The organism is Zavarzinella formosa DSM 19928, assembly GCF_000255705.1.
Classification (GTDB): domain Bacteria; phylum Planctomycetota; class Planctomycetia; order Gemmatales; family Gemmataceae; genus Zavarzinella; species Zavarzinella formosa.
The window spans coordinates 410,056-435,463 of sequence record NZ_JH636441.1; the positions used below are offsets into that span (position 1 = coordinate 410,056).

Genomic DNA, 25,408 nt, shown 5'->3' on the forward strand with positions numbered 1-25,408 from the left:
CCCCAAGGGACAAATCGCGGTTTTAATTTCGATTCATTGCCTGAAAGCCATTGACGGCAATATTGACTGCAAAAGTAGAATCTCTGATTGTCGCGCTCGGCCGATCAGGATTGCAAATATTTCAACAATTGATTAATCCTTGTTGGTATCTTCGGGAACTCCTTCGGATAATCCGCATGCGCCTCCCGGCTGAAACAGTGAATTTCATCCTTTGAGTCGGTGACTGAACAATATAAATTCATCGTGCCGATAACAAACCAGGACGGTTCGGACGGCAACCACAAGGCTCCCTAATGATCAAACCTTCTGCAAACTTCACCGATCGTATGTGCCGACGGATCGGCATACTCGATCGGGAAAGCCCCTTGGTTGCCAATCAACGAATGATCGTGTTGGTGTTTTTATTTCACTCACTGGCTCTGCTGGCCTGCATCCCGTGGCTGTTCAGTTGGTGGGGGGTCGGGCTGTGGCTCGGCGGCCACTACCTGTACGGCACCCTCGGCATGACGATGGGCTATCACCGGTTGCTCACCCATCGCGGGTTTACCTGCCCCCGTTGGTTTGAGCATGCCTTGGCCGTGCTGGGAGTCTGCTGCCTGGAGGGAACACCCATGAGCTGGGTGGCCGTCCATCGCATGCACCATCAACATTCGGACCAAGTGGCCGACCCCCACAGCCCGCGGCTCAAGGGCTTCCTCTGGAGCCACATGGGTTGGTTCATGTTTTTGAACCCAAATCTTTACAAGGTTTCCACTTACGAACGATACATCCGCGATTTGTTCCAAGACCGCTTCTACAAGCGGATGGAAAAACCGTGGGCGAGCCGCCGGATTTACATCATTCAATGGCTTGTTTATCTGGTCTTGGGTGCCTTGGTCGGCCTGCTGACCGACGGCAGTGCCGAGGGCATTTTGCAGATGTCGCTCAGCTTCCTCGTTTGGGGCGTGATTCTCCGGACGGTCACCGTGTGGCACGTCACTTGGTCGGTGAATTCGATCACCCACATTTGGGGTTATCGAAATTACGTCACCCGAGACCAGAGCCGGAACAACTGGGTGGTGGCCTTGGTCAGCGGCGGGGAAGGCTGGCACAACAACCACCATGCCGAGCCGCGAGCCGCCTCGCACGGCCAGCGTTGGTGGGAGTTTGACCACACTTATACGAGCATCCGACTGTTTCAAATGGTAGGGCTGGCCTCGAATGTCGTCAAACCCAAGCGACGCATGGAAATGGAACAGCCCCAAGAAGAGGCCGTCGCTTCTTAATCGCTTTCAACCACCACGGATACCCCCGTGGTGGTTCCCATGTCGACGTTTCATTTCTGTCATCCGGCCGAAACAATTCTTGCCTCGCGCGTTCACGTCTGTTACCGTGATCTTCCCTCCGAAAAAGCATCACAAAGGACAACTCTCCATGCGCGGGTTTCTACTGGCTCTGGGCCTCGGCCTCGGGTTGACAGCGGGCGGTCAGGCCGCCGATGATTACAAGTTCGGACCGGATTCGATTCGCCACGAAGGCGTGCCGGTTGGCAAGGTCATCAAGGACACCTGGACCAGCAAAGTCTTCCCGGACACCGTGCGGAATTATTCCGTGTATGTCCCGGCCCAGTATGACGGCAAAACCCCCGCCTGCGTGATGATTTTTCAAGACGGCAGCGGCTACGCCAGCGAAACCCAGGCGTTTCGCGCGACCATCGTGATGGACAACCTCATCCATCAAAAAGCCATCCCGGTGATGATCGGCATCTTCATCGATCCGGGCACCGTCCCGAATCCCGATGGCAAGGGTGGCCGATCCAACCGAAGCTTTGAATATGACACGCCATCCCCGCAATACGCGACGTTCTTGGAGAAAGAAATCCTCCCGCAAGTCGCCAAGTCCTACAACCTGCGGACAGACGCGGCCGGCCGGGGCATCGGCGGCATCAGTTCCGGCGGCATCTGCGCCTTCGCGGCCGCTTGGGAACGGCCGGATCTGTTCAGCAAAGTGCTGAGCCATGTGGGAAGTTTCACCAACATTCGCGGCGGGGACGTTTATCCGGGGATCATCCGCAAGACGGAGCGGAAGCCGATCAAAGTGTGGCTGCAAGACGGCTCGAACGACCTCGACAATCTGCATGGCCACTGGCCGCTCGCCAACCTGCAAATGGCGGCCGCGTTGAAGTTCATGAAATACGACTATCGCTTTGAATTCGGCGACGGCCCCCACGGCGGCCGACACGGCGGCGCCGAGATGCCCGCCTCCCTGAAATGGCTGTGGCAGGACACTCCCCCGGCTCTGACGACCGCCACGACGGCGACGACCGGGAGCCAAAAATGAACAAACTTCTGATGGCGTTCGCCCTGCTGGCCCTGCCAGTGTTGGCCACCGCCCAAGACATGCCGCTGCATGAGATTATCAAGGCGGGGGAAACGTGGAAGTCGGCAGGCAAAGAACCCGAAGGACCTAAAGCCCTTTATGAAGCGATGCCGACGGAAAAGGCAGTGAAAGGCCCGACGGACCCGGCCAAGGGCGAAAGCCGGATCATTCAAATTCCATTGGCCAAACCGAGTTGCACGACTGTCTGGCACAATGGCGCTTCGCTGTTGGTGGGCGATGCCGGGGGCAAGCACGTGTGGACGTTCCGGATCGACAAGGAAGGGACACTTAGCGGCGGGGAAAAGTATTGCCCGTTGCGGTTGCGGCCGGGGGAGACGGAAAGCGAAGTGTCGGCCCTGTGCGTGGACGGCTCGAATCGGGTTTACGCCGCATACAAGGCCGGGATCATGGTGTTTGACCCCACGGGACGGCCGTGCGGACTAATCACCAGTCCCGGCAGCGGTCAGGTGACCAAGCTGATTTTCGCCGGGAACAAACTTTATGCCATGATTGGCGAGGAACAATACGTGCGGACGATGTTGGCCAGAGAGTAGCAGGCAGTCGCTTTCAGGTCTTTTCCGCCGGGACGTGTTCGGAACAGAAATACAGGGTGCGGGGAACCAACGGAACCAGTCGAAACAGTCGGAACCAGCCTTTTCCCTCGGCGATGGCGGGGTTCCGGCAAAACGAGCAGGCCCGCACCAAGCCCGAATCGTCCGTCAGTGCCTCCTGACGGGATTGTTCGTGCAGAACGATCTGCTCCGGGGTGATCTTTCTCGCCCGAAGTTCTTCCATCATCAGCGTTAACGCTTCGGGTTCGAGATCGGCCCGGTAGACCGTCACCCGGTCCAGCAGGTCGGACGTTTCAGCCCGACGAATGTTGTCCCGCACGCGGTCCGGGTCGAATTCCATCACAAACTCACTCGCTTGGGCTTCCAGTGCAGACGGTCATTTTCGGGGTTTCTGATCGGACGGGAACTCTCCGAACCGGAAATTCGTCCTAAGAACATCCACCCTCTTGGTTGGCTCGTCGAAACGTATGCCCGTCGAAACGAATTGACAACGCCCGACCGGGCATTGAGAATGAAATAAGATTTCTCCCGCCCAACGAGAATCGCAGGCCAGAATCAGGGGCCGGGCGTGACACTTGCAACGCCGGGCTGTTCCATAGAACGATAAGACAATCTTTATGTTGCCTCGGGAGAACCGAATGATGACTTTCCGATTCAGGGGAACCTGGCGGTTCCTCGGTGCGGCGGCGGCTTTTGCCATCGCCTTGGCGGGGAGCGGCCAGATCAAGGCCGCCGACCTTCCCCCCGGCCCGGCGGCCGTCCAGCCGCAAACCACGATCATCAACGAGGAACTCGGCAAGGCTTGGGCCGCCGCCGAGTTGAAGCCCTCCAAAAAAGCCAGTGACTACGAGTTTGTCCGACGGGTGTTCATTGACATCGTCGGCCGGATTCCCTCGGCCGAAGAAGCCCGTGATTACGCCGAAGTCGACACCCGGCCGAACAAGAAGGCCGAACTGGTTCGCCGGCTCCTGTACGCCAAGGATTACAAGCCGAAGAGCGGTTCCGCCAAGGAAAACAAGTCGAACGATTACGCCCTCGAATATGCCCAGAACTTTAAGAACATCTGGGGCGTGTGGCTGATGACCCGCGGCGGCGTCGCCGAGGCTTACCACGAAAATCTCGAAGTGTGGCTCGAAGAGCAATTCACCAAGAACCGGCCGTGGAACGAAATCGTCCGCGAACTGTTGACGGCCAAGGGCAAGACGAACGAAAACGGCGCCAGTGCCTTCATGGTGTCCCACTTCGGCGAAGCGGTCAACCCGCCGGAAAAGCGGAAGGAAGACGGCAACTTTGACATGATTCCGCTCACCTCGCGGATCACCAAGATGTTCCTCGGCGTGCAGACCAACTGCCTGCAATGCCACGACCACCCGTTCAACCCGGAGTGGAAGCAGGACAACTTCTGGGGCGTGAACGCCTTCCTCCGGCAGACCGTTCGGGAAGGCACGCCGGTCACGAAGGAACAGAACACAGGCAAGAAGAAGCGGGACGCCCTGCCGGTCACCCTGACCGACGACCCGAGCATCAACAGCACCGGCCGGATTTTCTTTGAACGCCGCACCGGCATCATGTTCGCCACCAAGCCGAACTTCCTGCCGAACCTCGCCGACCTCGAAAAAGAAGGCACGCCCCCCCGGAAGAGCATTTCCTCGGGCAGCCCGAAGAGCCGCCGGGAACACTTGGCTGAATACGTGCTGGCTCACGACAACTTCGCCAAGGCTTACGTGAACCGGATGTGGGCCCACTTCTTTGGCCGCGGGATGAACGAACTCCCCGCCGCCGATGACTTCGGCGGCCACAACAAGGTCGTCCACGTTGACATGCTCAACAAACTGGGCGAAGAATTTGTCAAATACGGCTACGACACGAAGAAGCTGATCGAGTGGATCTGCAATTCGGACGCCTACGCCCTCAGCTACCAAACCAACGGCCTCGCCGACGGCAAGGGTGGCAACGCCAAGGACGAAGCCGCCCCGTACTTCACGCGGATGGCCTTGAAGTCCATGTCTCCGGAAGTCCTGTTTGAGTCCTTGGAAACCGCCACCCGGATCGATTCGATCAAGGACGAGGCGACCAAGAAGACCAAGAAGGACCAGTGGATCAACAAGCTTGTGAACAGCTTCGGCGACGACGAAGGAAACGAAGTGAACTTCAACGGGACGATCATCCAGGCCCTGTTGATGATGAACGGCGACGAACTCAACTTTGAAGTGAGCCGCAAGGACGGCACAAGCGCCGTGGACAAGGCCATGAACAAGTACAAGAACGGCAGCTCTTACAACGAAATGGGCGTCCTCAACGAACTCTACCTGATGACCCTGACCCGCAAGCCGGGCACGACCCCGACCATCGAAACCTATGTCAAGAACGCCAAGACGGGCAAAGATGTCGTGGACGCCAAGGGCAAGCCGGTGGTTCAAAGCCGCATGAGCGAAACGGCCTTCCTGCAAGCCAAGCTGGTCGAAATGAAGAAGAGCGGGGCCACCCCGGCCCACTACAAGGCGTTCTTTGAAGACGTCTTCTGGTCGCTGCTCAACACCAGCGAGTTCATGCTGAACCACTGATCGGTTGAGATGAATTGGTGAAACAGCAAGAGCCCCGTGGTTTTCCACGGGGCTCTGATTTTTTACGAACCGCACTCAGGTTGCTTTGTCAGGCATTTACTCGCGAGCTAGCTTATCGGGCGGGTTCACGCATCGCCAGCCATAGCCCGAACGCGATCAGGAAAACTCCTCCGACAACCATCAATGGCCGCACCCGGACGGGTTCCCGCCTTGCGCCTGGACGGGGAGGCTTGCCAAAGAACCCAAGCCCGAAAAACAGGCAATAGGCACCCAAGGCTGCTTGGAGCAGTCCCAGCCCTGCGGAACCCAGCAGGTTTTCAAGCACGCTCATCTGTTCGCCTCGCCCTCTGTTTGCCGAACGACCAAACTCGCCTGCCCTCCTGATTGGCGAATGGCGAACCACAACTCATCAGCACGCCGGTCTGGACAGAAACCCGGCCGCTTTTCCCAGCCAACCAGTCTCACCCATTCGGGTCTTCCAACAGCTCTTGCAACCGGACGGCCAAATCGGTGGGGAGGCGGGCAGGCCAGTCGGTGTCGATCAACCCCACGGCCATCAAATCGAGCAAGTGCATCTGATCTTTGCGGCGGTATGAGGTGAGTTTCATCCTCACAAGGGCGTCAAGGGAGAGAACGCGAAAGGGGCCGCCGTCTTCGCTTTCCGTCACTTGCGGCGTCGGATGAAGGTAATTGGTCTGAACAAATTCACCGGCGAACACCACATGGACAGCATCTCGCGGACCGGCAGTTTCCCCATCGAAGAACATATCCGCGCCAGCCACTTCCTGATGCCGGAACCCGGCGGCAGTCATCGCGACGGTGGCGGCGGGAAGGTCAACTCGTCGGATTAGGATATCCACATCCTGCGTGTTTCGCACGGCGGTCTCATCAACACGGGACACCCACGCCGCAACCGCATTTTCTCCGATCACGGCATAGGGAACCGTTTGCCGGTCAAGAGCCGCCGTTGTCCGTGTCAGCCGGTCCCGGACTTTTTCCACGGCGCCGACCATCCTTTCCCACGACACCGGACCGATGGCCAGGCTCATTTGCCGCCTCCGTTTAAGCCAACAACCCCTTCACCACTTCGCCGTGAACATCGGTCAGCCGGAAGTCGCGGCCTTGGAACTTGAATGTCAGCCGGGTGTGGTCGATGCCGAGGAGGCGCAGGATGGTGGCGTTCCAGTCGTGGATGTGGACCGGGTCTTTGATGACGTTGTAACCGTAATCGTCCGTCTCGCCGTAGGTGATGCCCGGCTTCACGCCGCCGCCGGCCATCCACATGCTGAAGCAGCGGCCGTGATGGTCCCGGCCGTAATTGGTGGCGGTCAACGCCCCCTGACTGTAGACCGTCCGGCCGAATTCGCCGCCCCAGATCACAAGCGTGTCGTCCAGCATTCCGAGGCGTTTCAGATCCTTCACCAAAGCGGCCGACGGGCGGTCCACGTCCTTGCACTGGCCGCGAATCTGGCCCGGCAAGCCGCCGTGCTGGTCCCAACCCCGGTGCATCAGTTGCACAAAGCGGACGCCTCGCTCCACCATCCGGCGGGCGAGCAGACAATTGCGGGCGAAACCACCGTCCTCGCCTTTTTCGTCGATGCCATATTCCTCAATGACCTTCTTCGGTTCCTTCGACAAATCGGTGAGTTCCGGCACGCTTGTCTGCATCCGGAAGGCCATTTCATATTGTTCGATGCGGGTGTTGATCTCGGGATCGCCAAAGTTTTCCTTCGCCATCCGGTTCAATTCGCCGACGGCGTCCAGCATGTCCCGCCGCGATTCGGCATCCACACCGTCCGGGTTGGAGAGATACAGAACCGGGTCTTTGCCGGAGCGGAACCGCACCCCCTGATGCTGGCTCGGCAGGAAACCGCTGCCCCACAGGCGGGAGAAGATCGGCTGGTCCGTCTTGTTGCCGCTTCCCTGCGAGATCATCACGATGAAGGCCGGCAGGTTTTTGTTCATGCTGCCGATACCGTAGGAAAGCCAGCCCCCGAGGCTCGGCCGGCCGGGTTGTTGGCTGCCGGTCTGGACGAAGGTGATCGCCGGGTCGTGATTGATGGCCTCCGTGTGCAGGGAGTTCACGACGGCGATGTCGTCGGCCACCGTGGCGATGTTTGGCAACAGTTCGCTCATCCATGTTCCGGCCTTGCCCTGCCGGGTGAACTTGAACATGGAGGGCGCCACGGGAAGCGTCTTCTGCCCGCTGGTCATCCCGGTGATGCGCTGACCCATGCGGATGGTCGCGGGGAGATCTTCCCCGAAATGGTCTTTAAGCTTGGGTTTGTGGTCAAGCAAGTCGAGATGACTTGGTCCGCCGGACATGACGAGATAAATCACCCGCTTCGCCTTGGGGGCAAAGTGGAGATTCGGCAACGCACCGGGGTTGGGCTCTGCGGCGAAGAGTTGATCGTTCAGCAGGGAGGCCAGGGCCGTCGTGCCGATGCCGGCGGCCGAGCGGCCAAAGAATTGCCGGCGGGTTTGTTGCTTGAGAAATTCCCACATGTCGCGTGTCGCCCGTGGAGAGTTTGTGTGCTTCCACGGTTCACGATAACAGATACAGCGGGGCGGGTCACCCCATTTTTCAGTAACGCACGCCGACGTTGAACAAGAAGTTGACTTCCCAGAAACTTCCCCCCGTCGGGTACAGGTCGGAGAAGGTATAGCCCACTTCAACCCGGCCGCCGGTCACGAATGTCCAGCCGCCCATGGGAATGTTGAGGTTGTAGTGCGCCCCCACATAAGTCTGGCCGAAGACATCATGCACCCGGCGATATCCATCCGGGTCGGTGATGGGTTGATAATCCACGTGCCCGGTTCCCCAGCGGCCGCCGCCATCCACCCCATAGCTGTAAAAGGCATCCCATCGGCCGCCGACAAAGCCGGGGAGATTGGAATACCAATCCCGGCCCCCGCCCAAGCCGACCGAGTACCGGAGCACATTCCGCACGGTCACGATATCCTCGACTCCGTTTCGACCCGAAGTGCCGACCCGACGGAGGAAACCAAGCTTGTCCGGTCCGCCATTGTTGTAGGTCATCGTGAGATGCGGATCGAGCACCCAGGCGGCCGTGCCGTCCCGGTCAAAGAACAACGACTTCGAGCCAATGCTGGTCATCCAGCCGGTGTTCATGGCATCCGCCAGCAAGCCCCGGCCAAACGGAATGCTCGGCCCGCTGCGGATGTAGGTTTCCCAGCCAATCGGTCCGTGGGCGCCGACCGGCCCGCAACAATCCGTCGCATTGGCCATCAACGGGCTTTGCACCCATGTGCCTGGCACCGCCCCCGGAACGAGTCCCGTCGTCGAGGGGGGAACCGTCAATTGCGACTCGCTGATCGGCCCGGACATCATCGCTGTTCCGGGAGTCGGCCCGGTTGTGTAAGTCGGCTGGCCGGGAACCGGCATCGCGCTCATCACCGGCAGGGTGGTGGCCGACACCGGAGGTGTCAGAGCGGCGGGCGGGTTGCCGCCCAACGAGGGGCCGGCGCTCACCACCTTGCCATTCGGGAAGCCAAGCGAAGGTTCCCCGAACACCGGCGATTGAGCCGGGGCCACCGACGCCGCCAGCATCACTCCGCCTGCCGCGGCCAGGAACTTCTTAAATCGGCTCATGGGCCCCTCTTCGTCCGTGGTGTTCCAACTGCGACGCGCCGAACCGCGTCCTCAAAAGTTATCGGCCGGCGGAATGTCAAACTTTACCGGTTGTGCCGAAAAATTTGATCGTGCGGCCGCCCGGTGAACCGGGAAACGCCCCCGCCGCTCTGCTAGAATGCGTGTCTTGTGTGAACCGCCGGGATGAGGGGCCTCGGAATGAGCGTTGTTCTGCTTCGTGAGGCCGAAACGGCGACCGATTTTCTGTTGCAGGGGCTTTGGTTTCAACGGGCCATGCCGCCGCACGGATCGGCGATCCGGACCGTGCTGGAGTGGACGCTGGAAATCGCCGCCGGGGGACAGCCGTTGCTTCCCACCGGCATGATCGCGGACCTTGGCCACATTGCCTATGGCTCCCAAACCGAGTTCAAATACCAAAAGGACGCGGTCGCGGTCCCCGGCGTGGCTCCGGGGCTTTTGCGAACTTACGAAGACCACGTTCTTGGCAAGTTCTACGCGGACTGGACCGTTGAGCGGGCCTCGGACGCCATGCGCCGCTTTCAAGGGCGCGACCGGGCCAGGGGGCTGGCCTATTTCATCAAACAATTCCGCGAACGAGCCGGGATTGGTGGCATCGAACTTTCCCCCGGCCTCGTGCGAACGATGCTCGAAGGAAGCCCCGAGGAACTGCTTCGCCGGGGATGGGAATCGCTGAATACCAAGGGACCGTTGCCGGAACTGGTGGCGCTGTACGAACAAACTATCGCCGCCAGTCGCCGCATGGCCGAAGTGCTGTCGCCTGCCGATATTGACGCCTTGGAAAAGCGGACCGCCCTTGCGGAGATGGGGCAGTACGTCGCCCATCGGCAGGTCGTCCAACTTGCCCACCGATTGGAGGAATTGCTTCCCCGCCGAAAGGTAAAGCCGCTGCCGAATCGCCGGGAAGTGCCCACCCGCGTGCTCGACGAGGACACGTATCCGGTGGGCGGGTTCACGTCGATCTCGAACAAAGGAACAGTGGAAAGCCTGTTGCATTCACAACTGGCTTACATCGAGCCGGACCCGGCGATGAGGCCCGATCTCTTCGATGTCAAATATGTGCGGGACGAACTTTACTATTACTCGCGGGACGAGAACCAGTTTTTGCGCCGTCGCCGCACGTTTGTGTTCGCCTTGATGCCGGACTTGGTGAAAAGCCGGTTCAAAGACCCGGAACTTCCGGCCCAGCGAATTGTGCTGGTGCTGGCGTCGCTCGTCACGCTGGTTCGCCGCATCGCCGACTGGCTGAGTTCCGAGGCGTTGAAGTTCGAGATCGTGTTTGTGGAGGAAAAGGAAGGGAAAACACTCGGCCACGAGAGCGAACTGTGCGAGACGCTTTTCCGGGAGGAAATCGCCAACGGCCTCGCGTCGATCACCCACCTAAACGGCAACCCCTGCCAGTTCGCGGACGAACGAGCCGCCCGAAGCATGTGCCATCTGTTGGTCGTCAGCATGGAAGGCGGCCCGGAATCAACCCAACACGCCCTGACGACGCAAATGACCGTGAGCGAACCCCGCCCCGTGTTGTGGACGGAAACCAAAACGGTTGAAATGCCTCCCTCGGAAGACCCGGTGGAAGCCTGGGCGGCCGCGTTGGAACATTTGCTGATGTTGTGGGTGTGACATTGGATCGTTCCTCTCGCCGCCCACAAGCCGACATCAGGCTTCACCATAATGGGCCATTTTCAAAGGCTCAAAATCGCTGCGCATTTGCCCAAAATCATCAGGCGACCCCTCCGTTTTCCCGGGGGTTTTGAAAAATAGTGTTCAGTTGGCCCACTGTTTTTGACCACTTTTGGGGTGTGAAACTGTCCAAAAATGGTCGCCGGACGGCTGTTTTTCACCTTTTCAGGTCACTTTTGGGTCGGATTTTGACCGGTTTGAAAATCGTAAAAGTCAGGAGCCTGTAACGTGTTCACGAAAAGGGGCTCTTGGAGACGACTGCTCTTTCCCATGCGTCTCAAACAGGGGCCGCCCGGCTTAACAGGTTCAGAAACGCGGCCAGAATCATTTCCACACCGTTGATGAAAAAGCGACGGGTATGCAGGCTCGCTTCATCCCCCGTGAGACGCAGAAACTGCCAGCTTTCACCGGTGGTCACACAACCCGCCACCTCCGGTGTCGGATGGCCGTTGCGTTCGTTGAAGAGCCGGGCGCCGACCATCTGGGCGATGCACTGGCCCAACCCTCCTTCAATGTCATTCCGCTTGGCTTCCACAACCGCAAACAGCGGTCCGCGAACGCGCGGGACGTTTTCCGCAAACGACAGCAGAAAATCGCACTCGCCTGTCAGCCGACGATCTGCATCAACATCCAACCGGGGACCGGACAGAATGGAAAGCCGATTCCCGGTCAGTTCCCGCAGGGCCAGCAGGATCGGGGCGACGATAAATTCGCTTCGGGCTTTCTCTGTCAGAAGAGAGAAGCCGAGTCCCCGTTGAAGTGTGTCCGCAAGCCAGCCGGGCGGGACGGCGCCCGCGAGGCCGGGGAACAAGTCGGCCGAATGAACACGCACGCCCAGTTCTTCTTCAATTCGATCAAACGAGAAGTCCGTGTAGGCCATGAGATGATTTCTCCTGCTTACTTCTTCTTGACCACCTTTAGCTTCACTTTGTCCGCGATAAAGGTCTTTTCCCCGGCGGTGGCGAAGCGGATGCGGATTTTACGCAAGGCTCCGTAGCCGCTCACGTCCGTCACGGTGCCGATGCCGTATTGTTCGTGCTGGACGAGTTGTCCCTTTTCGTAGCCATCGCCGTCGCCTTTGATCTCCACACCGTATTGCCCGGCCGGGGGAATCGGCGCCCGCACGCCGGTTTCCTCCCACGCGGCGGCGGCCGCCTTAGTGCCCCCCCGCCATTGGTCGTGGCCGGGAACTCGGCCGCCGTGCGCCCGCATGTCGATGGTTTGCACCTCGTCGGGGAGTTCTTCCAAGAACATGCTCGGGATGGCGTAGAGCGTTTGCCCCCGGAAATCCCGCAGGCGGGAATGGCAAAGATACACTTCTCGCATCGCCCGCGTGATGCCGACGAAGGCCACCCGGCGTTCTTCTTCCAAGTCTTCCTTTTTGTCCGGGGCCAGGCTGCGCTCCCCCGGCAAAATTCCCTGCTCCATCGCCACGATGTACACAATGGGGAATTCCAGGCCTTTTGAGGCGTGAAGCGTCATCACGGACACGCGGTCTTGGGTTTCATCGAAGGAATCCACGTCGCTCGCCAGCGTGATTTGCTCCAGAAAATCACGGGTGCTGCGGGTCCCCTCTTCGCCGTTGAATTGTTTCGCGGATGTGATGAGTTCCTCAATGTTCGCCAGTCGTTCCTCATCCTCGTCGGTCCCGCCATCTTGCAGCATTTTGCGATAGCCGGACTTGTCCAGCACTTCGCGGATCAACTCCTCCGGCGGTTGTTCCAGTTGCTCCCGCAACGTGTGAATCAACGTGTGGAATTGTCGGATGCCGTCGCGGGCTTTTCCCTTGATTTCGGTGATCTGATGAATCTTCCCGGCCGCTTCCATGAGGTTGATTTCATGCTCGTCCGCGAACATTTGAAGACGGTCGAGGGAGACTTTGCCGATGCCTCGAGCGGGTTCATTGACGGCCCGCAGGAATGAGAGATTGTCCTGCGGATTGACCAACAATCGCAGATAGGCCAGCACGTCCTTGTTTTCTTTCCGGTCGAAGAACGCCAGCCCTTTCACGATCTGGAACGGGACCGCGTGTTTCACGAAGGCTGCTTCCAAGGACCGCGTGAGGGCGTTCATCCGCACGAAAATGGCCACATCCTTGTAGGCGTATCTTTTCTGTGCGACATGTTGTTTGATCTGGGCGACGATCAGATTGGCCTCGTCTAGCCCGTTGTCGAACGTCAGAATCCGCACCGGTTCCCCCTCGGCGTTGTCCGTCGTCAGGGGTTTCTTTTTGCGGAGTTTGTTGTTCTCGATCAACGCGGCCGCCGCCCGCAAAATCGCGGGGGTGCTGCGGTAATTCTTTTCCAAGGTGATGACGCGGGCATCCGGAAAATCCCGCTCGAAATCGAGAATGTTCCGGATGTCCGATCCCCGCCAGCGGTAGATCGCCTGATCGGGATCGCCGACAACGCACAGGTTCCGAAAATCCTTGCACATATTGCGGGCAATTTCGTATTGCGCGCTGTTGGTGTCCTGATACTCATCGACCATCACATACTTGTACCGGGCATCCAGTTCGGCCCGTAATTCTTCGTGATGTTTCATCATCAGGGCGGGGATGTACAACAGATCGTCGAAGTCCATCGCATTGGCTTCACGCAACTTCCGTTGATAAATCCCGTAGACCGTTGACACCGTTTGCGTGAAGAAATCCCCGCTGGTGGCGGCGTATTTCTCCGGCGTCTGGAGTTGGTTCTTGGCCTTGCTGATGGCCGAACCGATTCGCTCCGGGGTGAAGTTCTTGTTGTCCAGCCCGGCGATGTCGAGGGCCATTTTCACAATCTTGTTACGGTCGTCCGTGTCGTAGATGGTGAAATTTTTGTCCAACCCGATGCGATCCCCGTAGAACCGCAACAATCTGGCCCCGAGGGCGTGGAACGTGCTGATAAGAACGCGATGCTCGGGAACGAGCGTGTCCACCCGGCTCTTCATCTCCTTGGCGGCCTTGTTGGTGAATGTGATCGCGAGAATATTGCTCGCCCGGACGCCGTTGTTGAGCAGCCAAGCCACCCGCCGGGTGATGACGCGCGTCTTCCCGGACCCGGCGGCGGCGAGGATGAGCAACGGCCCGTCCTTGTGGGTGACGGCTTCCTGTTGCGGCCATGTGAGACCATCCAACAGATCGAACGGCTTACCCTGCGACATGCCCGCGTCCTTGGGTTTCGGATACCATGAGCAACTGACAGTTTATGGTGTCGCGGGGGATGTGTTAGTTGAAAGGATGAAGGATGAAGGATGAAGGATGAAGGGAAAACCATTTAACCGCACCCGAAGATTTCAGAACAAAGCCCGGACTTGTTTCAATCAGGTGCTTTCAATCAGGTGAGCGGTTTTCCTTTCATCCTTCATCCTTCATCCTTCATCCTTCCAAAAAGCAGTCGCTCCAACGCCAGTCGAGAGACACGAGGAGCAGATGTCCATTGTCGCCTTGGGTACCGAAATTGTCGAATGCGCCCGCGTGCGGACGCTGATCGAACAGCACGGGGAGCGATTCCTCACCCGTGTGTACACGTCCGCCGAGATTCGCTGGTGCCAGTCCCGGAAAAATTCGACGGAACAATTCGCGGCGTTATGGGCCGCCAAGGAAGCAGTGTTCAAGGCGGTTGGCCTGCACGGCCGGCCCGGAGCCATCTGGACGCAAGTGGAAGTGGAATTCAAACAAGGCGTCCCCAAGGTGATTCCACGGGGCACGGTCAAGGATCATCTCACGACCGTCGGCATCGGCCAAGTGTTGCTGACGACGGCCTTCACCCGTCACGTCGCCACCGCCACGGCGATTGCGTTGCGGGCCTGAAAAATTTTCATTCAATCACGAAAACGACACTCAATCCGGCAAAGGGGATCACTTCGGCTTTCGCCCCGCCCTATACTGTGGTAATCAAGACCGGGGATTTTCGCCGACGATATCCTGTCGTCTTGAAACTCCAAGGGGGAACGACCGATGCCTGCCGCCAAACGATCCAAAATGCCGTCGGACGAATCTCCGTCCGGCGAGCGGGTAAGCCCCGAGGCCATGATCCGGGCGAATGTCATCAAATCCCTCGGTTATCCGAAGAATTTGTTTCGCATGGCCGTGATGCCGTTGTGGGGAAACAATTATCGGGTGAACGTGGTCATCGGCCCGGATGTCTCCGCCACCCGGATCTCCCACAGTTATTTTGTGGAAGCCGATGACCTCGGAAATATCATCAAGGCGACGCCCGAGATTCGGAAAGAACACTGAGTGATTGAGCAGTGGTTGGTTCGACAATGAACCGGGCCAAGAATTTTTGGCCCGGTTCATGACTCAAATCTGAGCCGTGAAAGTGGTTATTTCGGCAATTCAAACAGCGGGAAGCCGGTCGTTTCTTCGGTGATCTTGGGATATTTGAGCCGCAGGGCCTCGATGGTTCCATTGCCGTTGGTCAGGAAGACACCGCCGACACCCTTGATGAAATACTTGGTCTTTTTCAATTTCAGACCATTCACCAACGCACAACACTCGGCCTGTTTGATGACGGTGGCGTCTCGATCATTCCAACGCCGCACATCGGCATTCGTAATTTCGACGCACACACCTGGCGAGGTTCCGGCCACCGTCGGGATTCCCGACTCGTAAACAAGCATCCTGTCCTCCGATTTCATGGGCGGGCGTGTCTTCTTGGTCATTCTACAGCCTTCTTGCGCGTCACGCCTCTGTAAATACCCTTCCATGAGCCATTTCAGCCTGTTTGTGCTGAAAGGCCGCTTTCGGCCCGGCAAAATAGGCATATTGGGGTTTTTGATACCCCTGCTTCTTTAATAGCCCTGCCCGCCGGCGATTCTCTTCAGCCGATGGGCCAGTCCTTGGCCGTTGGCCATCTGAATGGCGAGGCCGGGACGGGCGTTGGCTTCCAAGAGCAGCGGGCCACGGTCGTGATCGAGAACCACATCGACGCCGAGATAACCCAGCCCCGTCGCGCGCGCCGCCCGAACGGAGAGTTCCAACACATCGGGCCAATCGGGGATCACCAATCCGGGAATCGGTTCGCCGGTGTCCGGGTGACGGTCGATCCGATGGCCCCGCCAAACGGCTTGTGTTGTTGTTCCCGTCTTCAGGTCAACGCCGACGCCGACGCCCCCTTGATGGAGATTCGCCCGGCCATTTGATTCCAACGTGGGCAGCCGCAGCATGGCCATTGCCGGGACGCCGCAATGGATCAAAACACGAATGTCCGGCGTTCCCGTGTCGCTGATCCGGGCCAGGGCGGGATGCACGCCGACGCGCTGTTGCAGGATGGCCCGATCCGGTTTGGCTCCCATTGAATGAAGGCCGGACAGAATGTCCGAAAGATGCTGGCGAATGTATTCCGTGGAAATGACCCGGCCATCGGCCCGGCGATAGCCGCCGGGGGCCGCCCCGAAAAAGACCATCACCCCCCGGCCGCCGGCTCCGCGAGAGGGCTTGATGACCCCCTCCGGAGAGGCAGTCAGTGATTCTTCAAGGAACTTCAAATCGCCGTGGGTTTGAAAGATCGCCCGCGTTTCCGGTGTCGGCAGGCCGACCCGGCGACAAAGCTCCCACATCAGGATTTTGTCGTCCACCAGCGGAAAGGCCGCCCGAGGGTTGTGCCCCATGATGGCCCCGGCGTTTCGGGCATTCAGCCCGATCACGCCAAGCTCCCGCAATCGGCGCCAGGAAAAGAGCCAGTGCATCAGGGAACCGCCAGCCGCTTGCGGTTATTTGCCCGCCATCTGCGGCCGGGGGATCACCCCGGATTCGCGGATGCTGGACATGAAGCACACCGCCTGCACGCGACCGGCGGGGGACTTCAGGGTGATACGCTCCCGGCCTCGCAGGAGATCCCACACGCAGATCACGCCGTCGGTGCTGGCCGTGGCGACCATGATGCCATCGGAACTGCCCGCCACGCAAGAGATGCGATCCGCATGGCCTTCCAGCACGCGAATCACCTGGCCGGAGGTGAGATCCCACAATCGGGCCACCTTGTCCCAACCGGCGGTGACCGCCCGGCGGCCGTCCGGTAAAAACACCACGCCGGAGATCGCGGCCGTGTGGCCGGCGAGGTTGTGCGCCATGTTTCCGGTGGCCAGATCCCACACTTTGGCAGTCCAGTCCCAGCTACCGCTCAACAGTTGGGAACCATCCGGGGAAAACGCGAGGGTCCGAACCAGTTTGGTATGGCCGCGAAGGGTTCGACGTTCCGACTGGCTGGCGACATCCCACAGTTTGATGGTGCCGTCCCGTCCGCCGGTGGCCAGCGTCTGGCCGTCGGGGGAAAAGGCGACGGCCATCACCTCGGTGCGGTGGCCGAGAATCGTTCCGAGAAGCATTCCCGCCGGGATGTCCCATAGTTTCACGGACATGTCCGAACTACAAGTCGCCAGATGCCGGCCGTCCCTGCTAAAGCTCACGCCGGTCACTTCCCCGGCGTGGCCGGTGAAGGCATAGCGCTCCGCGCCGGTCCCGACGTCCCAGAGACGAAGGGTTTCATCGTCGCCGCCGGTGGCCAGCAAGCGTTGGTCGTTGCTCACGGCCAGCGACAGGATCTCCCGGCCGGGGCCCGGAATCTGCCGAAGTTCGCTCTTGGTGGCGATGTCCCAGACGCGGATGGCCCGGTCGCCCCCCACGGTCAGGAGGCTGAACTTCTCCGCAAGGTTCATCGTGCCGGAAAGCCTGACCGGGTTGATCGGCACTTGGGCGGTGGGTTCCGGCGTTTTCACCGTGGTGGTGGCCGCCGTCGAAAGGGCCGTCGTCACCGAACTGCTGATGGGTTTCGTCGGTCGCGGCAAGGGCACCGGCGTGGCTTGCGTCGGGCCGGGCACGGGGACGGCGATGGTCTTGGAACCGGGCCGGCTCAGTCGCGGCGGGGGGGCTCGCGGCAGCATGGTCGGCGTGGCGCGGGGCATCAATCCCTGTTCCGTCAGCATCGCCGTTTCATCGCCGGTGAAGGCATCCCAGAACCGCACGGTGCGGTCCCAACCGCTGGAAATGATGGTCTTGCCGTCCGGGGCAAAGGCCACGCCGGTCACTTCGGCCTGATGCCCGTTAATCATGCGGGCGGCATGGCCGTTCCCCGCGTTCCACACGCGGATCGTCTGGTCCCAACCCGCCGAGACCAGCAGTTCGCTTTCCGGGGAAAAGGCGATGGCCGAACAGACGCGGGTGTGGGCCGCAATGGTCATCCATTCTTCGCCGTTGCCCGCGTCCCAAATCTTCACCGCTCCCTCGCCGCCGGCCGAGGCAAATCGCTCGCCATCGGGGGCAAACGCCACCGCGCAAACTTCCCGCTTATGCCCGACCAAATGGAGACGTTGCTCGCCGGTTTCGAGATCCCACAACCGCACGGTGCCGTCTTCGCCGCCGGACACCAAGGCGAGGCCGTCCGGGGAATAGGCAATGGCCGCAACGCCGTCCGTGTGGCCCCGCAACGTGGCGACTTCACGTCCCTTCACCCAGTTCCAAATTTTGATGGTGGTGTCGAAACTGCCGGTCGCCATGTGCGTGTTGTCCGGCGAGAAGGCCACCGACGTGATTTGGGCCAAATGCCCCGGAATCGTGCGGACGGGCGTGCCGGTGGCGACTTCCCAAATGCGGATGAGCGTGTCCGCTCCGGCGGTGGCCAGCGCGGCCCCGGTCGGTGAAAACGCCAGTGCGTTCACTTCCCCGGCGTGCCCCCGGAGGGCGTGTAGCATTTCCCCGGTGGACGTATGCCACACGAGCACGGTCGAATCGCCCCGGCTGGTGGCCAGCATGCTGCCGTCGAGATTCAGCGCCAGCGAATTGAACGCCGATCCCTTTTGCGGCGTTTCCGGCTTGCGGCTTCCCGAGGCCGAGGCCGTGTCGATCACTTGTTCCTTCGGCGGCGGGGCGAACGGATCAATGGCGTCGCTTCCACCTTCGGATGCGGTCACAGGCAATGGTGGCGGCATGATGATGTCCAGCATCGGGGGGGCCATGAGGATCGGTTCGTTTTTCTTCGGCTCCGGGAGTTTCGGCCCCGGAAGAGTGAGGCTTCCGGACCGCACTTCGGGAAGTTTCACATCGGGCAACTTGAATTCCACTGGCTTGACCGGCGGCAACTTGACTTCGACCGGCTTGACCGGCGGAAGTTTGACCTCGGGCAACTTGATTTCCGCCGGCTTGACTTCGGGAAGCTTGATCTCGACCGGCTTGACCTCGGGAAGCCTCACTTCCGGGAGTTTGATCTCGACCGGTTTCACCGGAGGCAGTTTCATCTCGGAAATTTTGACTTCCGGAATCTTGGCATCCGGCAACTTGATATCGGGCAGTTTGAACTCGGCCGGCTTCGTCGGCGTGAGTTTGATATCGGGAACTTTGACACTTGGCGGTGTGATAACCACTGGTTTCACATCTGGCAGTTTGACGCTCGGCGGGGTGACGGCAACCGGCTTCACTTCCGGCAATTTGATGTCCGGAAGTTTGATGTCCGGGAGCTTGATCTCCGGAGCCTTGACTTCGGGGAGCTTAATCTCCGGAGCCTTGATCTCTTTCACGTCGGGCAACTTGATGTCCGGAAGTTTCAATTCCGGCGCCTTGATCTCAACGGGCTTTACCTCGCCCAATCTGATCTCAACGGGCTTCACTTCCGGAAGTTTCACTTCCGGCAATTTGATCTCGACCGGTTTTACTTCCGGAAGCTTGACTTCGGGCAGTTTGATCTCAACGGGCTTCACTTCCGGAAGCTTGACGCTTGGAGTTGTGATGACCAGCTCATCATCGCGGAAGCGATAGCCAAGCGGCATGCTGGCAGGCTTGGCCGGCTTCACTTCCGGAAGTTTGATCTCGACCACCGGCTTCGCTTCGGAAAGCCTTACATCGGGAAGTTTGATCTCTGCCGGTTTCACTTCCGGAATAATGATTTCCGGGAGAGTGGCGGCCGACAGGGTGGGCGTCGAGAGCTTGATCTCGACCGGCTTCACTTCCGGCAGTTTGACTTCAGGTGCTTTGATCTGGACCGGTTTGACCTCGGGAAGCTTGATCTCGACCGGCTTCACTTCCGGCATCCTCACTTCCGGAAGCTTGATTTCCACCGGCATCTTCACTTCGGGGAGTTTGATCTCGACTGGCTTCTTTGCTTCCGGAAGCTTGATCTCGACCGGCTTCACTTCCGGCATCTTCACTTCCGGAAGTTTGATTTCGACCGGTTTCACTTCCGGCGTGCGAAACACGGGGGCCGTCACCTCGACGGGCGGGGTTTCAGGCAATTTCACTTCCGGGAGGATGAAATCCGGAACGGTGGCCGTGCCCTCGGTGTCCTCGACAACAGGCGGCTTGACCTCGGGTGCTTTTGTCACGGGCGGGTTCATCTTCGGCATCCGCAAACTGCCGACGCTGAATTCCGGCAACCGCATTTCGACCGGCTTGACTTCGGGAACCTTGACCTCCGGCACCTTCACTTCGGGACGCTTGATCTCCACCGGCTTGACTTCCGGCATCTTCACTTCCGGAAGTTTGATCTCGGGAGCCTTCACCTCCGGCAACCGGATCTCGACCGGTTTCACTTCCGGAAGTTTGATCTGAACCGGCTTCACTTCCGGAAGTTTGATTTCGACCGGCTTCACCTCGGGGATCTTCATTTCCGGAAGTTTGATTTCGACCGGCTTCACTTCGGGGAACTTGATTTCGGGAGTCTTAAGAACCGGGAGTTTGACCTCCACCGGTTTGACTTCGGGAAGTTTCACCTCGGGAAGTTTGATTTCGACCGGCTTCACTTCGCCCAGTTTGATTTCCGGCGTGCTGACCTCCGGTCGTTTGATCTCGACCGGCCTCACGTCGGGAACGCGCACATCGGGGAGTTTGAACTCGGGAGCCTTCACTTCCGGCCGTTTGATCTCGACCGGCTTCACGTCAGGAACCTTAATGTCCGGAAGTTTGAACTCGGGAGCCTTCGCTTCCGGCAGTTTAATGTCCGGGAGCTTGATCTCGGCCGGCTTCACTTCGGGGAGTTTGATCTCCGGCGTTTTGATCCGGACGGGCGCCACTTCCGGAAGCCGGATCTCGGCCGGCTTGGTGTCCGTCAACTTGATATCCGGCAGCGTGAATTCAGTGGGTTTGGTGTCCGGGACTTTGATGTCGGGGACCGTGGGTTCCTGCGGAACATCGCCGCCGAGATTGCCGATGCTCAGCGTCTTCGCAGGCGGTTGCGCCGGGGGTTGCTGGACCACCGGAGGCACCGGGCGAGGCGGGACGGGCATCACGGGCTTCGGCCCGAGACGCGGCCCGAGAATGTCTTCCAGCAACGGCGTGGCTGGCGGGTCGGACCAGGCATCCATTCGGGGTTGTTGTTCCGGAGCGGGCGGCACAAACGGCTTGGGCCGGGGCGGCATCGGCGTGTTGGCCGGGGGGATTGGCCGGGGGGGCATCGCCACGGGGATCGGTTGCGGCGGCGGGGTCGGGGAGGCCGAGGAAATGGTTTCCTCGGAAGAGACTGGCTTGGCCGAGGGAGTTTCTCGCGGATTGAATCCCCCGGTCGGCGCCTTGGAGTCGTTGCTCATCTGCACGCGGAGAGTGGTGATCTCTATCGCCGTCGCCACGTCCCAAATCTTCACGCTGCGATCAAGGCTGCTGGAACCGAGACGCAGACCGTCCGGTGAATATGCCACGCAGGTCACCACGCCGGTGTGGCCGGTCATGGTGCTGCGGGCCTGGCCAGTGCTGACATCCCAAATCTTCACCGAGCGATCCCACCCGGTGGAGGCGAGGGAACGGCCGTCAGCGGAGAACGCCAGCGAGGTCACTTCCCCGCCGTGGCCGCGCAGAGTGGCCATTTCCTTCCCGCTTCCGGAATCCCAGAAACGGATGGTGTGGTCCAGACTCCCGGTGGCAATCAGACGACCATCCGGGGAGAAGGCCACGCAGGTCACATCCCCGGCATGGCCGAGAAGGGTGTTGCGACAGGCCCCGCTGGCGACCAGCCAGAGCTTCACGGTGCGGTCCCAACTGCCGGAGGCAATCAGGTTGCCGTCCGGCGAGATGGCCACGGAGGTCACCATCCGCGTGTGCCCGGTGAGGTTCATCGACGGCGTTCCGTCCGGCTTCCAGACGCGGACGGATTTGTCCCATCCGGCGGTCGCCAGCCAGTCCCCCTTGGGGGAAAACACCGCCGCCGTCACCACGCCGCCATGCCCCTTGAGGGTCAGGAAATTTTCACCGGGCACATGCCAGAGTTTGGCTGTTTTGTCCCAACTGGTGGTGGCCATCACATCGCCGGTCGGGGCGAAAGCCACCGAACTCACGACGCCGGTGTGTCCCTTCAGCGTGGCCCGTTCGCCGCCGGTGGCGGCGTCCCACAGTTTCACCGTCTTGTCCCAACTGGATGTGGCAATCAAGCGGCTGTCCGGCGAGAAGGCCAGCCCCGTGATGTCCCCCGTGTGACCGCGAAACGGTCGGTCGGCGGCGGGGTTGGAATCGTTGGTCTTCATGATGCGTTTCTCGGGCGGCAACGGAGGCTTGGTGTTCGGGGCTGGATTCGGACGGCTCGCCACCGGATTGACCGGCGGCTGAACTATCTTCGGCGGCGGAGCCACCGGAACTTTCGGAACCGCCGGAGGGGACGGGATCTTCGGTTCGGGTTGCAGAACCACGGGCGGTGGTTCCGGCGAGCGAGGGGCGATAGGAATCGGCGAAACAGAAGCACGGGTCGATGAATCCGGCCGGATCGGAGCGAACGAGATCATGCCGGATTCATCGGGCTTCAACTGGCCCGATTCGGATCGCATGTTTCCGGACAACTCGGACGGTTTCGGCGGTGATGCCGAGTCGTCGGTGATCTTGGGTTGCGCCTCGTCCTCGGCCGTCGGCAGGTCGAACCGGATCACGCTGCTAAGGGAATCAACAATGTTCTGAACCGGCTCGCCCAGCATTTCGCGGACTTGATCGGCGGTTAGAGAATTAAACGATCCCGAGGTCGAGGCGTTCGAGGGGAGCGGATCTCGGAACAAATCCACCGAATCGTTTTCGGTGCGGGCCAGGCCGAGGCGTTGGGAAAGCCCCGTGTATTGCCGGGAGGCCACGCAGCGGGGGCTGGCGATCAGCACGGGCTTGCCCATGTCATGCGCCCGCCGCACCTCCGGGTCGAACGGAATGGCCTGCGGCAACAACGTCGCGGCGAAAACCCGCCTCAGTTCGGCCTCCCAAGAACCGCCGAGGGGTTCTCCCTCCGGCAGTGTCAACAGGATGCCGCTCATCCGGACCGGGCTGCCTTCTTCCTGAACGGACCGGATGATGCTCAGAAAATTGGGGACCGCCCGAAAGACCATCGGCTCGGCCCGGAGGACGAGGATCAATTCATCCGACACTCGAATGAGCTGACGAAGTTGAAAACCACCGATGACCGGCGGGCAATCAAAAAACACCAACCCATACTGGCGAAACGCGGGTGACTCGTGAAGGAGAATCAGAAACTCGTCCAACGTATGGACAGGTTTATGCGGGTTGCCGTAAGGGGTCGTGAGATCCAGACCGGGGACGATGTTTCGCCACAACGGTGCGTCGCTATCGGCTCCCAGTTGACGGAGTGTGCCGGTGGTCTCCGGGCGACCGACGCCGAGGGCCACGCGGGCCCCGCCGAGCGGGTCGCAATCCACCACCAGAACCTTCCCGCCGGCCAGAGCCGCGGAGGTGGCCAGATTCACGACGGTCGTGGTCTTGCCCACGCCGCCCTTCTGGCTGGCAACAAGGAATTTCTTCACGCCAACACCCCTCGCGGTGGCCGCCCGGCGAGCGCGAATACAGGAGGAACACGACCCGGCCGGTTGCGGCGGTCGCATGAAGTATTGATTATGCACAACGCCGGGGGATCGAACAAGGAAAAGTGGTCGCGCAAACTCGGTGAATTCGGGGGATTTTTCCGCATAATCGCGCCACAGCGAAGGCGGGCTGAATGCGCCGGACGAATCGGAAGGATTGGGGTGGTTGCGCGGGCGCGAAAACCGGCCTTGCCGGTGAATTCCGATTGTCCGGTCATTCCGATTAAACCACGGGGGCAAAAACAGCCGATGAGAATCGTTGATCTGGTTCGTTCCGGGTCACGGATCAAGCCATTGAGGGCGGGCCGGTGAGACAAATATTCACAATCGGGATTTTGCTGGCGGGGGTGTCCGCATGGGCGCAATCGCCCACAGCCCCGGCTGCGAAACTCGCCCTGCCTCTTCCCCCGCCGCCTTCCCCCACCGTCCGGGCCGCCGGGGCCGACTTTTGGGATGATGGCCCGCAACCCTCGGCCCGACTTGGCCCGTTGAGCGCGGACATCGGCAAGGGACCGGCCGACGCCGACGATCAAGAACGTTATAACTGGGGCGCCCCGCGTCGGCCTGCCGTCAAAGACAAAGACCGGGATCGAGATCGAGACAGGGATTCGGACCGCTCGCGGGACCGAACCCGCCCCACGGCCGAACTGGCCAGCCGGACAAAATCTTCTGATGATCGGGATCGGGATGACCGAAGCGCCCGGCTCCGCGAACCCACCAACGGCAAACTGACAAACTTCAACAGAGGCAGTTTGGGCGACTGGTGGGATGAGAACACCCGCGATGTTCGCGAAGGCGTCCGGGCCTGGGGGGACAAGGACAAAGACCGGCTGGCCTTTGAAAGCGATTGTGCGTTCCAAGATTTCGTTTCCCCGATCTCGAACCCGTTTCTGGCCGAAGATCCGCGAGCCTTGACGGAACTTCGCCCGATCTACATTTACCAAACCATCCCCAAGAACCAGTACCTCTACCAAGGCGGCAACGCGCAGTTCTTCGGGTTGCAAGGCCGGCTCGCCCTCACGGAACGGTTCTCCGTGGTGGTGAACAAGCTGGGCGGGAATATCTTCAACCCCGGTTCCACGTCTCCCCTGGACAACGATGTGGGACTTTCCGAAATCTGGCTCGCCCCGAAATTTGCCTTCTGGCGGGATGTCGAAACGCAAACGCTGGCGACCGGCGGCTTGATGTTCCAGATTCCCGTCGGCGGCAAGAGCGTCTATCAGGACACCGGCAGTCTGTCGCTTGTTCCCTATGTGAGCTATGGTCAACGCCTCTGGCGAACCGGAGCAGGGACGTTCTCCGTGCAAAACACGGTGGGCTATTCCTTCGGGACGAACAACCTGCGCAGCGATTATCTCTACGACACCGCCCAGTTGAGCCTTGACGTTCTCGACAGCCATCGGTTCTACCCGGTCATCGAAATGTCGTGGTTCCACTACACCAGCGACGGCAAGGAGCGGCCGTACCTTGCCTTTGAGGGCCGCGATCTCGCCAACATCGGCGCCCCGGTCAAGGGCCGCGACTATCTCACCATCGCCCCAGGCTTCCGCTTCAACCTCACGCAAGCCTGGCAATTCGGGGTCTCCACGGAGTTCCCCCTCCTCGGCACCAAAGACCTCATGAAGTTCCGTCTGGGCGTGGACGTCATCTGGCGGTACTGATTGTCGCCTTTGGCGACAGGGTTTAGGGTGTAGGGGTTAGGGTTTAGCAGACAAAGCTTCAAAGCGAGCCATTCGACTCCAACGCCAAATCTTTCTTCTAAACCCTAATCCCTAACCCCTAAACCCTGTCGCCGTCAGGCGACATATAATGGAGCGAATCGCCCCATTCTACCCGCCGTGCCAAGGGGG

General features: G+C 60.1%; 18 protein-coding genes. 8 read left to right on the forward strand and 10 right to left on the reverse strand.

The window, feature by feature from the left end; translation table 11 throughout:
* The first annotated feature begins 365 nt into the window (after positions 1–365).
* The 3 genes from BGIM_RS0118105 (at position 366) to BGIM_RS0118115 (ending at position 2,912) form a co-directional block, all read left to right on the forward strand.
* Positions 366–1,265 carry an acyl-CoA desaturase gene (locus tag BGIM_RS0118105; protein ID WP_157369192.1) on the forward strand — a complete coding sequence of 300 codons (900 nt, stop codon included), beginning with the start codon at positions 366–368 and terminating at the stop codon, positions 1,263–1,265.
* Between the two features lie 148 nt (positions 1,266–1,413).
* The gene (locus tag BGIM_RS0118110) at positions 1,414–2,319 is read left to right on the forward strand and encodes an alpha/beta hydrolase (RefSeq protein ID WP_040889662.1); all 906 of its coding nucleotides are present in this window, start codon (positions 1,414–1,416) and stop codon (positions 2,317–2,319) included.
* Positions 2,316–2,912, forward strand: coding sequence for an SMP-30/gluconolactonase/LRE family protein (locus BGIM_RS0118115; RefSeq protein WP_020471155.1), 597 nt, complete (start codon positions 2,316–2,318; stop codon positions 2,910–2,912). Before BGIM_RS0118110 ends, BGIM_RS0118115 begins: the two co-directional genes overlap by 4 nt.
* A 13-nt stretch (positions 2,913–2,925) precedes the next feature.
* Here the strand turns inward: BGIM_RS0118115 and BGIM_RS0118120 are convergent, their stop codons facing one another.
* Complete coding sequence (locus BGIM_RS0118120) at positions 2,926–3,270, reverse strand: hypothetical protein (RefSeq protein ID WP_020471156.1); 345 nt, start codon at positions 3,268–3,270, stop codon at positions 2,926–2,928.
* Positions 3,271–3,568: 298 nt separating this feature from the next.
* Here BGIM_RS0118120 and BGIM_RS0118125 point away from each other — a divergent pair, with 298 nt between their 5' ends.
* On the forward strand, positions 3,569–5,494 hold the full coding sequence (locus BGIM_RS0118125; RefSeq protein WP_020471157.1) for a DUF1549 domain-containing protein: 1,926 nt from the start codon (positions 3,569–3,571) through the stop codon (positions 5,492–5,494).
* A 112-nt stretch (positions 5,495–5,606) separates the two neighbouring features.
* Here BGIM_RS0118125 and BGIM_RS0118130 read toward each other — a convergent pair whose 3' ends face one another.
* The 4 genes from BGIM_RS0118130 to BGIM_RS0118145 form a co-directional block, all read right to left on the reverse strand.
* The gene (locus tag BGIM_RS0118130; RefSeq protein WP_020471158.1) at positions 5,607–5,825 is read right to left on the reverse strand and encodes a hypothetical protein; all 219 of its coding nucleotides are present in this window, start codon (positions 5,823–5,825) and stop codon (positions 5,607–5,609) included.
* A gap of 130 nt (positions 5,826–5,955) precedes the next feature.
* Entirely contained in the window at positions 5,956–6,543 is a 588-nt protein-coding gene (locus BGIM_RS0118135; protein ID WP_020471159.1) for a hypothetical protein, read from the reverse strand.
* 13 nt (positions 6,544–6,556) lie between these two features.
* Complete coding sequence (locus BGIM_RS0118140; protein WP_020471160.1) at positions 6,557–7,999, reverse strand: DUF1501 domain-containing protein; 1,443 nt, start codon at positions 7,997–7,999, stop codon at positions 6,557–6,559.
* 79 nt (positions 8,000–8,078) lie between these two features.
* Positions 8,079–9,107 (reverse strand): hypothetical protein, encoded by a 1,029-nt coding sequence (locus BGIM_RS0118145; RefSeq protein ID WP_020471161.1) that lies wholly within the window; start codon positions 9,105–9,107, stop codon positions 8,079–8,081.
* Between the two features lie 198 nt (positions 9,108–9,305).
* Between BGIM_RS0118145 and BGIM_RS57775 the strand changes: the two genes are divergently transcribed.
* The gene (locus BGIM_RS57775) at positions 9,306–10,748 is read left to right on the forward strand and encodes a hypothetical protein (RefSeq protein ID WP_020471163.1); all 1,443 of its coding nucleotides are present in this window, start codon (positions 9,306–9,308) and stop codon (positions 10,746–10,748) included.
* Between the two features lie 337 nt (positions 10,749–11,085).
* Here BGIM_RS57775 and BGIM_RS0118160 read toward each other — a convergent pair whose 3' ends face one another.
* Both BGIM_RS0118160 and BGIM_RS0118165 read right to left on the reverse strand, forming a co-directional pair.
* Positions 11,086–11,688 carry a hypothetical protein gene (locus tag BGIM_RS0118160; protein ID WP_020471164.1) on the reverse strand — a complete coding sequence of 201 codons (603 nt, stop codon included), beginning with the start codon at positions 11,686–11,688 and terminating at the stop codon, positions 11,086–11,088.
* Positions 11,689–11,705: 17 nt separating this feature from the next.
* Entirely contained in the window at positions 11,706–13,952 is a 2,247-nt protein-coding gene (locus BGIM_RS0118165) for an ATP-dependent helicase (RefSeq protein ID WP_020471165.1), read from the reverse strand.
* 268 nt (positions 13,953–14,220) lie between these two features.
* On the opposite strand from BGIM_RS0118165, the gene BGIM_RS0118170 reads away from it, so the two are divergent.
* On the forward strand, positions 14,221–14,601 hold the full coding sequence (locus BGIM_RS0118170) for a holo-ACP synthase (protein WP_020471166.1): 381 nt from the start codon (positions 14,221–14,223) through the stop codon (positions 14,599–14,601).
* Positions 14,602–14,748: 147 nt separating this feature from the next.
* Positions 14,749–15,030, forward strand: a complete 282-nt coding sequence (locus tag BGIM_RS0118175) for a hypothetical protein (RefSeq protein ID WP_020471167.1) — start codon at positions 14,749–14,751, stop codon at positions 15,028–15,030.
* A gap of 86 nt (positions 15,031–15,116) precedes the next feature.
* Here BGIM_RS0118175 and BGIM_RS0118180 read toward each other — a convergent pair whose 3' ends face one another.
* The 3 genes from BGIM_RS0118180 to BGIM_RS57780 all read right to left on the reverse strand — a co-directional run bounded on the left by BGIM_RS0118180 (position 15,117) and on the right by BGIM_RS57780 (position 23,579).
* Positions 15,117–15,413 (reverse strand): hypothetical protein, encoded by a 297-nt coding sequence (locus BGIM_RS0118180; RefSeq protein ID WP_157369194.1) that lies wholly within the window; start codon positions 15,411–15,413, stop codon positions 15,117–15,119.
* A 171-nt stretch (positions 15,414–15,584) separates the two neighbouring features.
* Complete coding sequence (locus BGIM_RS0118185) at positions 15,585–16,481, reverse strand: alpha-L-glutamate ligase-like protein (protein WP_020471169.1); 897 nt, start codon at positions 16,479–16,481, stop codon at positions 15,585–15,587.
* Positions 16,482–16,505: 24 nt separating this feature from the next.
* On the reverse strand, positions 16,506–23,579 hold the full coding sequence (locus BGIM_RS57780) for an AAA family ATPase (RefSeq protein ID WP_157369196.1): 7,074 nt from the start codon (positions 23,577–23,579) through the stop codon (positions 16,506–16,508).
* 287 nt (positions 23,580–23,866) lie between these two features.
* On the opposite strand from BGIM_RS57780, the gene BGIM_RS57785 reads away from it, so the two are divergent.
* On the forward strand, positions 23,867–25,219 hold the full coding sequence (locus BGIM_RS57785) for a hypothetical protein (protein ID WP_020471171.1): 1,353 nt from the start codon (positions 23,867–23,869) through the stop codon (positions 25,217–25,219).
* Positions 25,220–25,408: the final 189 nt, after the last annotated feature.